This is a genomic window from Mesorhizobium sp. M6A.T.Ce.TU.016.01.1.1, assembly GCF_003997065.1.
In the GTDB taxonomy this organism is placed as follows: Bacteria; Pseudomonadota; Alphaproteobacteria; order Rhizobiales; family Rhizobiaceae; genus Mesorhizobium; species Mesorhizobium mediterraneum.
The window spans coordinates 81192-90396 of record NZ_RZTJ01000021.1 but is presented as its reverse complement, the minus strand read 5'-3'; the positions used below and the strand labels follow the sequence as shown (position 1 = coordinate 90396).

General features: G+C 60.7%; 7 protein-coding genes and 2 pseudogenes. 3 read left to right on the top strand and 6 right to left on the bottom strand.

Annotated elements, in window-relative coordinates:
• Nucleotides 1-209: pseudogene (gene groEL, locus EOC94_RS27530) on the top strand (chaperonin GroEL); the annotation flags it as partial.
• Nucleotides 210-365: 156 nt separating this feature from the next.
• Here the strand turns inward: groEL and EOC94_RS27525 are convergent.
• The 3 genes and pseudogenes from EOC94_RS27525 to EOC94_RS27515 form a co-directional block, all read right to left on the bottom strand.
• Nucleotides 366-1367: a zincin-like metallopeptidase domain-containing protein gene (locus EOC94_RS27525; RefSeq protein ID WP_127294619.1), complete on the bottom strand. Its 1002-nt coding sequence runs from the start codon at nt 1365-1367 to the stop codon at nt 366-368.
• Nucleotides 1368-1693: 326 nt separating this feature from the next.
• Entirely contained in the window at nt 1694-2410 is a 717-nt protein-coding gene (locus EOC94_RS27520; RefSeq protein ID WP_095486078.1) for a DsbA family protein, read from the bottom strand.
• A gap of 694 nt (nt 2411-3104) precedes the next feature.
• Nucleotides 3105-4240: pseudogene (locus EOC94_RS27515) on the bottom strand (cation:dicarboxylase symporter family transporter).
• A gap of 712 nt (nt 4241-4952) precedes the next feature.
• On the opposite strand from EOC94_RS27515, the gene EOC94_RS27510 reads away from it, so the two are divergent.
• A complete protein-coding gene (locus tag EOC94_RS27510; protein ID WP_029354905.1) occupies nt 4953-5342 on the top strand; it encodes a hypothetical protein in 390 nt (129 codons plus the stop codon).
• A gap of 487 nt (nt 5343-5829) precedes the next feature.
• On the opposite strand, the gene EOC94_RS27500 is transcribed toward EOC94_RS27510, so the two are convergent.
• A complete protein-coding gene (locus tag EOC94_RS27500) occupies nt 5830-6741 on the bottom strand; it encodes a Crp/Fnr family transcriptional regulator (RefSeq protein WP_348627404.1) in 912 nt (303 codons plus the stop codon).
• Between the two features lie 329 nt (nt 6742-7070).
• On the opposite strand from EOC94_RS27500, the gene EOC94_RS34810 reads away from it, so the two are divergent.
• The gene (locus tag EOC94_RS34810; protein WP_245461389.1) at nt 7071-7304 is read left to right on the top strand and encodes a DUF6074 family protein; all 234 of its coding nucleotides are present in this window, start codon (nt 7071-7073) and stop codon (nt 7302-7304) included.
• Nucleotides 7305-7682: 378 nt separating this feature from the next.
• Here the strand turns inward: EOC94_RS34810 and EOC94_RS27490 are convergent, their stop codons facing one another.
• On the bottom strand, nt 7683-8315 hold the full coding sequence (locus EOC94_RS27490) for an acyl-homoserine-lactone synthase (RefSeq protein WP_095486082.1): 633 nt from the start codon (nt 8313-8315) through the stop codon (nt 7683-7685).
• A 92-nt stretch (nt 8316-8407) separates the two neighbouring features.
• Entirely contained in the window at nt 8408-9127 is a 720-nt protein-coding gene (locus tag EOC94_RS27485) for a LuxR family transcriptional regulator (protein ID WP_127204251.1), read from the bottom strand.
• Between the last annotated feature and the right edge of the window lie 78 nt (nt 9128-9205).

The following is a 9205-nucleotide window of genomic DNA, read 5'->3' as shown; positions in this document are numbered from 1 at the left end:
AATATGGCGACATGATCGCCATGGGTATCGTCGATCCGGTCAAGGTCGTGCGCACGGCTCTCCAGGATGCGGCCTCGGTCGCCGGCCTGCTGGTCACCACCGAAGCCATGATCGCGGAGGCTCCGAAAAAGGAGTCGGCTGGCGGCGGCGGCATGCCTGGCGGCATGGGTGGCGGCGGCATGGGCGGCATGGGCGGTATGGATTTCTAATCCAGCTCTGGCGGCTTTCGCAACGAGAGGGCGGCAGCAATGCCGCCCTTTTTTTGCGAACCTCGGTCCGATAAACGATCGGCGCCAACGCCGGCCATCGGCGTTAGCGCAACCTCAAAAGAACTGTCGAGTTGATTGCGGGCGACTTTTGCGTCATCAGAGGCGCAAGGCGGTCGCGTGTGAGGATTGCGCGCTCCCATGGGCGGTTTCGGCATGTGCCTCGCCTTCGACATCGGCATTGAGGCCAAGCAGGAAATCGGCGGCTTTCGAGGCATGGCTTGCGGCGCGGAAGATGGCGCGGTTGTCCTCGCGCAAAACCGTCAGCCATGAGCCGATGTAGTCGGCATGGCGCACGGTCGGCTCGATGCCGAGACTGCTGCAGATGAAGGCTGATGCGATTTCGGCGACCAGTTCCTCACGCGCATAGGTGTTGGACCCGAAGGAGCCGGACAGGTCGCGCGCGAGTCGCGTCGGGTGGCCGGTCCAGTGGCCAAGCTCGTGAAAGCAGGTCCGGTAATAGTCGATCTGGTGGAAGAAAGCCGGCTGCGGCGGCACCTGTATGGTGTCGCTGCCGGGCATGTAGAAGGCGCGCTCGCCGCCGATGCGAAAATCAGCGCCGGTTGCATGAATGAGCGCCTCGGCCTGCGGGACCATCTCGCGCTCAGGCAGAGGCTCGCCGGCGGCATAAAGATGTTCGGGCAGATTATCGCACTGCGCGACATTGAAGACGGTAAAGCGCTTCAGGAAGGGCACCGCCTGCGGTTCGTCGCCATCGGTGTCGGCGCGTTGCTTTTCGTTCTTGGGAACAAAGCGGTCAGCGTGAACGATGGTGGTGCCGTGCTCACCCTTCCTGACATTGCCACCTAGGGAAAGCGCCTGCCGGAAGGTGAGCCAGTTCTGGCTGGGGAAACCGCGATCGATGACCCCGCCCCACAGGATCAGGATATTGATGCCGGAATATCGGCGCTGGGTGGCCGCATTCCGCGGCAGGCCGAGGCCTGTCCTTGCCCTGCCCCACGGCTTGACCCATGGCACGGTGCCGCGCTCCAGTTCGGCAATGATGCGGTCGGTGATTTCCTGATAAAGGCTGGCGCCGGTGCGCCCGCCACTGTCTGCGCCAGCCTGTCGGCTGCCGGAACGCTTGTTGTTTGCGCGCATTCGTGAATTCCTCCGCTCTTCAATCGCGCGCCCTCCCCAGAAGCGGGGTGGGCGGCGAAAGCGACCGGAAAGGCCCGACGTCGGAGGCGGACTGCATCCGCAGGACCGGAACGGAGTGGAGGACCCGAAGCGAAAGCGAAGGGTTGCGGGACGCCGCGGCGGGCCTAGAAGGGAGTGCTGCCCACCTGCGCCACCGGGGAAGGCCACGATAAAACGACGCCGGCCGACAGGCCGGCGACCGTCAGCAGCCGAAGGCTGCCCCGCGCCAGGGGGCGAAGCCGCAGGGCCGAGACCGCCTGAGCCTGGCGAAGAAAAGCGGGCTCGGTTCACGAGCACCCGGCCAGCGCCTTGAGGCGCGGGCGCTCAGGATTGTTGTTGGCGCCCACGGCAGCTGGATGACCGCAACAAGATGCCGAGGAGCAATAGCAAAGCCAGCTGCCACAAACGGCACGCTCGGGCAACAACAGCGTGGCCGATCTACAGATGCTGCCCCGCACGAGAGCCAGCACGCTTGAGCGCGCATCGGCGAGCAAGCGTTGCAAGCTGGCCATGTCAACCAGGTCGGCGATCACTTTATCGCCGACCAGCAACGCGGGCGTACCGAGGATGTGCAGACCTTTCGCGAGTGCCCGGGTGCGAGCAAATTCATCTGCGATGGCCGGATGTTGCATGTCCCGCTTGAGCTGCTCAACGTCGAGGCCCACACGTGCTGCGATCATGAGACTGATTTCGTTAATCCGACTTGGGAAACTCATAAGGGCGCGGCGGAATTCGTCATACTTTCCCTGTTTTCTGGAGGCGAGTGCGGCGAAGGCTGGGAATTGGGAATCCGGTCTCAGGACCGGGAACTGTTTGATCACAAGCTTCAGATTGGGATCATTCTTGAAGGCTTTTTGGTAGTTGAGATCTGCCAGTCTGCAATGCGGACAGGTGTGGTAGTGATTGAATATGACCAGAACGGCACCGCCTTGCGGGTTGCCGGCGATTGGCGAAGGGGGTCGTTGTCGAATGCGCCGCTCCACTTTTGCCAGTCGATCGACCACGCCTGCCGGTGCAGGTTCGCGCTATATTGCCTCGCCAGCACGGCGAGGAGTAAAAGAAGAGCTGCGACAGTGATGGCAGTCGGCTTAGACATGAGTCTCCAATCCATGGACGGCGTGGCAGCAACGGCCCGCCTTTTGGTGTAAAATGCTTTTGATCGAGCCCCGCACTTGCCACAGGGCGCAGTCGCGAGGGCGCACAGCTATCGATGCCGGTGCGCTCTGGCGGTTTCTGGAAAGATGGCCTTGCCCCATCGGGCCCACCCCACCAGCTGAGCGTCGTTCGCGCGGGCTGGGCAACCGCGACCGCCATTCACCACGCCGGGCGACTGACCGTCCGCCCGGCAGAGCGCTGAAGGGTCCCCGGACGTTCCGGGTTGCCGGCGATTTGGCGAAGCGGGGTCGTTGACGAGTGCGCCGCTCCACTTTTGACTGTCCATTGGCACGACTGCATGGTCGGGGGCGGCCTTTCCCGCCGGTGTGGGTGCGCGCTATTATGGCTCACCAGCACCGAAAGCAGCACGGCGAGGAGAAAAAGGAGAACCGCGAGAGTGGTGGCAGTTGTCTTAGACATGAGGCTCAAATCCATGGACGGCCTGGCAGCAACGGCCCGCCTTTTTGGTGTAAAGTGGGTCGCTTTGGATCGTGCCCCGCAGTTGCTACAGGCGCACAGGTGCCGGTGCGATCTGGCGGTTTCTCAAATACGGCTTTGCGCCATCGGGCCCACCCCAATAGCTGAGCGTCGTTCGCGCGGGGAACTGCGTTCACCACGCCGGGCGACTTGACCGTCCACCGCCAGAGCGCTGAACGGTCCGCTAGTGAGGCGCTCCCCGAATCGTCGTTTATCCCGCTCGCCCCAGACCGGGCGACAGCCAGCGTTGCCGCTACGCTGCGGAGAAAAATCGTCAGCGCGTGGCATTCGGACATAAGCTGATCGACGCCAAGAATAAGACCCACGGAGGTGACCGGTGCGGCCGGAACAAGAAAGAGCGTTGCAGCCATTGTGACGAGGCCTGCACCGGTGATGCGGGTTGTTCCGTTCGAAGGGAACAATGCGACAAACAGCATGAGGATCCGGCAGCCGATCGGCAGATCAGTTTTCGTCGCCTGGGCGATGAAGAGGGCGGCGAGCATCATATTCGTGCCGTCCAGATTGAATGGAATGAGACCCACGACCGAATGCGTGGCGCCGGCCTTTTCCATCTTCTCCATGAGCGAGGGCAGCGCGGCCTCCGAGGAGGACGTTGCGAGCAGCAGCTCGTCCTTGATGTATCGGACGAGAGAGAAGATCGAGCGGCCGTTGTAGCGGCAGACCGCGCCGAACAGGACCGAGAAGAACAGGACTTGCAGGATGTCGCCGTCCGCGAAGGCCCCTGGGATGGTTGACGGGATGATGTTCATCAGGAAACCGGTCACAAACTGCTCGTGGGCCTTGGCCGCAAAGCCCTTCACGGCCTGGAGATCGAGCGAAGCCGGATCGATGTTGAGGCCAGCGCCAGGCTGAACGACATTTGCGACGATAAGTCCGACGACAAGTGCGAGCGTTGAGAAGGTGACGAAATAGATCATCGCCTTGCCGGCAACTCGGCCGACCTTGTGAAGATCGTTCGTGCCGGCAATGCCGGTCGCAATTGTCAGGAAGATGACAGGTACGGTGATTATCTTGACGACATCGACGAAGGCATCGCCGAGCGGCTTCAGGCTCTGGCCGGTCTCCAAATGGAAATAGCCGATTGCGGGACCCAGGATTATGGCGGCAAGCACCTGCACGTAGGCCCGGGCAAAATGGCGCTTGCGGGCCGCTGCGTTCGCTATGGGGACTTGTGGAACCAACACCGTTTCTCTCCTTGACCGGATCGGGGTGGGGCTCCTCCTTCTCTCATGCAGTGCTCCGGTCGAACGCTGCGCCTACTTCGGCGCAAGCGATGTGCCAAATAGCAAAGAGGGGAAAACGCGCAGGACCTCTCACGCAGTGCTTGTTCGCTCTCCCGCACTCGCGCTGCGGTTGCCAGTCAACTATGGAAGGCTCAGTTCTTGGGAATTCCAAAGGTCGCTCTTTGCTTCGGCGCAGCTTGGCTGGCTGGAAGGTTTCCTGTTTGCCTTGGGGTCTGGGACGTGCGTCCAGATGGTCAACATTTGCCTGCGCGCCGCACGGGGCTCCAAAGATTCAATCGAGGACGGGCCCTCTTCGAAAACGGGGGCAGCGTTGGTCAAGCCCTTCCACCCTGCTGTCCCACCAAGGGTGTTCAGAAGCTCAGTTCACGATCAAGCGATGGATCAGCGTCATCTGGCGTTTGCGCCATCGCGGCGGCGTTGCAAGGGGTCTGCCAAGGATGAGCAAGCCGCGAGGCAGGGCCCGAGACCCAGACTCCATCCTCATCAACAGCGCGCTCGGCTCGCGTTAGGAATGTTCGAACCGCAGCACGATCAGGTGGCCACACCGTTGGTCGGAACCGGAACCCGACGAATGATCGTTCGTGACCGACATCTGTGAACAAGCAGTGTGTGTCATTGCAATCACCACCCATTGCGCGCAATTGCCCATATGGCCGTGAATGAACTGGATTTGGTGATTTTCCAGATGGCGGTGGAAAGCGTCCGCTTGCTCTCTTCAAGCTTTGATGAGAAGGCGGCTGAGATAGCCACGAGGAGCCGTGGTAGCCTTCTTTTCGACGTGCGGGTTGACGGTGACCTGGAGGTCCAGCGAGTCGCAGCCATTGGATATCCAGGCGACAAGATCGGTGTGGTGGCATTGGACCGAGAGGGCCTTGTTAGCTGCTGTTGCCTTGTCAATGGCACCTTCTCACCTTTCATTGCACCGTTGGAGAACTGGACCAGCATGCCCCTGTCCATGCAGGCCCAGATCGATGTCACAGGCTATGCGAGGCTCCTTCTGGCCGCCCTGCGAAATGCTGGACATATGCTGGGCAGGTAGCATCGCCGATGATGTCTGTGATGAGATGGTGCAGACGGCTGGATGAGGCGATCGCTTGCCGGCAGCTTTGGCCGCCAAGCGATCGGTGAGTTCGCAATGCTGGACACGTCCTGTAGACTCTGCCAGTTAAGTTAGCGGACAACCATCTGACGAATGCCCGATCTGACAGTCTGGACGGCGCGGCATTCCCTCCTAGGAATGCAGCCGTGGTTCTACTCCATCGGCTGTCCTTGCGTCGAAGGCGACGGGCACACCGTGAACGATGGACGTCGCCGCCACCAATTCCTCAACTCGCGATCGGTCGCTTTGCACGCCGGCATAAGCGTTCGAATGGCGCGGATCGCCTGGGCGGTGGAGAGGAACCGGGCCTTGCCTCTGGACAGAACATAGGCTTCGGCGGCTTTTCACCCGCCTCCCTGAAACTCTGACTGACACGATCTAGGACGGGAGTTCGGCAGCCTTCAAGCCTATGTCCGATACCGGACAATCAGGCAGCGGTGGCCAGGCCGAAATAACGTTGCTCCTCCTCGCCGTAAGCGCCATGCGTGAGTTCCATCAATCCGACGCGGTCGATAATCGTGACCTCGCCGCGCTTGGCACGGACAAGTCCTCGATATTCAAGCATTTGCAGGGCCGTGGTGACCCCGGGACGGCGGGCGCCGAGCATGGTCGCCAGAAATTCATGCGTCAGGTAGATCTTGTCTCCGTCAGAGCGGTCATGGATCATCAGCAACCAGCGGGCCAGCCGTTCCTCGATTTTGGAGTGGCCATTGACCAGTGCCGTCCGGGACGACTGGACAAGGAACGCGTGGGCATAGTCCAGCACTGACGTGCGCAGCGACGGGCTTTCCGCAACCGCAGGACGAAGGATTTCAACCGGCAGGCGCCAGCCATTGCCTGCGACCTGGATATAGGTCTCGTTGGAAGAGCTGTCCTGTCCGAGAATGACGGCAATTCCTGTCATCCCGTCATATCCGATAATGCCGACTTCACATTGCCGTCCGCCGGTCATGGTGGCGACCACCGAGGCGACGCCCCTCTCGGGAAAATATCCATTCCTGATCGGCTGATGCGCGATCTCCAACTGAGCCTTGATGTCCAGTTCGACGCGATGCAGCGAAGGTCGCAACAGCGCGAAGTCCTCCGGCGAAAGGGATTTCAGCACCCGGTTGCGAAAAAGGGATTCGGGCAAGGCTCTCTCCCATGCGGGCAAGAGCGCGTACCTCTTACTGTCGGCTGCATCCGAAGTAACTGACGGCCGATGCCAAAGCATAGGCTTCGAAACGCGCGATTGCAAAGCCCTATCGGGGCAGTGCAGCCATGCTAGAAGTCGCGCGGCCTTACGATAGGCGCGGATGACATGATTCCCTTCTGCGGCCACCAAGAACGGCTCGGGCACGCTTTAATCGTTCATACACAAGCTCGCAGGAATGTAAGCGGCGGAACAGTCGGGTGATTCGTGCCGCCCTGCCCTTTCAGAAATCAAGTCATTGGACGTCAATTCGGGCTGGAACGCCTCGTCGCGGAGCGGCACAGGAAACGCAGCCGGATCAGCAATGGTGGTTCACCTTATCTGCGGTCGGATGTGCGGTCCGGCGGCTCATCGCCCAATGGCTTGTCGACGGGGAAGTGGAACTCGTCATGTCGCCGCGAACCGTCACCGCGCTAGCGGGGCGCTTTTGAAGACGCCGGTGTTTTCTTTGTGGAACTGAAACTGTGAGGTGATTGATGCATGACTCAAACTTTTGGGTATTTCCGCTGGATCGGCGACGCACATTGGTCGAAAGTATCGCCCAGGCCCTCGAGACCAAGAAGGGCGAGGCGGCGAGTGCGTTCTGGCGCTGTGCTGCCAAGAAAATGCTCATTCAATTGTCCGATGTAGGAATTGCGCAGAGTTCGCTGCGCAGGAGGTTGGAAGCCTTCTTCATGCGGTCTTGGACGATATGGCCAACCGAACGGTAATGCACATAGCATAGGCTTGGGCGCTGTTGGATCGCGCGTCAGCTCGGGTCCTTATCGGGGGACTGCTCCGACTGGCCGACGGTCCGGCCAAACCGGCATACCGGCAAAGGTTTGAGGTTGGGATCGCTCACGGCGGCCGGTCCAATATTCCAAGGCGACCTCAGAAGCCACATTGGCTTCTTTCCAAGCGGACGGGCGCCATTTTGGCGTGCTCACGCTGGACTGCGGGTTGCGCCTACGGAAATCCGAAGTCCGGCCGCGCGAGTCGATCGACCGGAACAGTCGAATGCTCGTGGGGCCGGGTCCCCTCAGCTTGACGGCGGGCGGTGGCGGCCGTGAGCAGACTTAACCCAGGTCACGGCTGAGCATCCGCAGGCGCTATGCCGATTGGATGAGAACTGGTTGCCACAACACCGGCCCGTTCAGGCGTCCCCTCCAGCGGATGCGCAAGAGACTGGCGTAGGAAATCTCGAGGAAGCCGGCGACTGCCTCGGTGTTGCCGACCTGCTGGGGCTGTCCGATACGTGACAACGGCCAGGTCGCGAGACGAAGGATCCTTTCGATGCGCGTATCTGTCACCGTTACGATCCCGGAGAGATTGTTGGCCAAGCCGAATTCGATGATGCCCGCGAAGAGCTCGTAGGTTGCTTGTGCCAGGCCGCCAGCAGCCTTCGGCGCTGTCGCAGGGAGATCGAGCGCGAAACGACTACTCTCCCAGATATCGGCACTCGCAGGGACCACCATCTCATCCAGCAGCGCCGGAAACGTATCGCGCAACATAGTCGGTCCGGTGGTCGGCAAAAGGCGGACGCAGCCGCAAGTTCGCCAATCGGACCCCTTGAGAAGTAGGTAGACGGGGTTCAGGCTGTCAAACGGGTCCGTTTCCATTTCGCCTTCGGTCTGCACTTCCCAATCGAGCCGCTTCTTGAAAACCCGATACCTAAGCCCGTGCATTTCCCTGAGTTCGCTCGCGAACTCGGCGTAGCAGTCGGGTGTTATCAGCTGCATCATTGTCGTCTCCGTGCGGGATGTGTCCACGCAATCGAAGGGCAAAGCCGTCATGAATGCAGCCTGTAGACCTTTACAGCTAGCCTTGGAGAGGATCAGGATCTCGCCCGAGCAGCCATCCGCACTATGGCCTGGTTGATGGTTCGCACGCCAAGCTTCGCCTTGGCGTTTTCCTGATGGAAGGTCACGGTGCGTTTCGAGACACCGAGAATCTGGCTGATATCCCAGGCCGACTTGCCGCACGCCGCCCATTTCAGGCACTCGAACTCCCGCGGGGTGAGCGTTATGCCATCTACCACGCAATCTTCGGCGAGCCTGCGCCGGGCATGGATATGAACGTTGATCGCAACCAACTGCATTGCTTTTTCGTAGCGCGTCAGCGACCTCAAAAGTGGCGGATGCGCCTCGTTGGAGGCGAAGGTCAGTGCGGCGAACCGGCCGCGAGGATCATGCATCGACATGGTCAGTCCGCCGCGAATGCCGAACTCAGCTGCTTTTTCCAGGACTTCCTGCTGCGAGGTCGGCAAATAACGGTGATCGCGGTCCACACCCCAGTCGAAGGTATCCCAGCCTCGCAGTCCCCGCAGGATCACGGGATCCACGCTGTGGTAGCGCAGTTGCAGGTAATGTGATGTCCATGATGATGGATAATTCGAGATCAATCGCGGCGTGTCGCCGGAAGCGGATGGGTAGGTGAAATAAGCGAAGAACGGAAAGTCGAATCCGGCTGCGGCGGACGCCATTGCCTCATGGAGATCGACGGCATCGACGCTTGCAGAGAGTTGCTCGACCAAGGTTTCAAATACGCGATGCATCTGCGCTTTGCGTACCTCGCGGAGGTTGCTGGAAGCCGGGCGGAGACGTGGTTCTAAATGATGGCCTGTCCCTGCAGG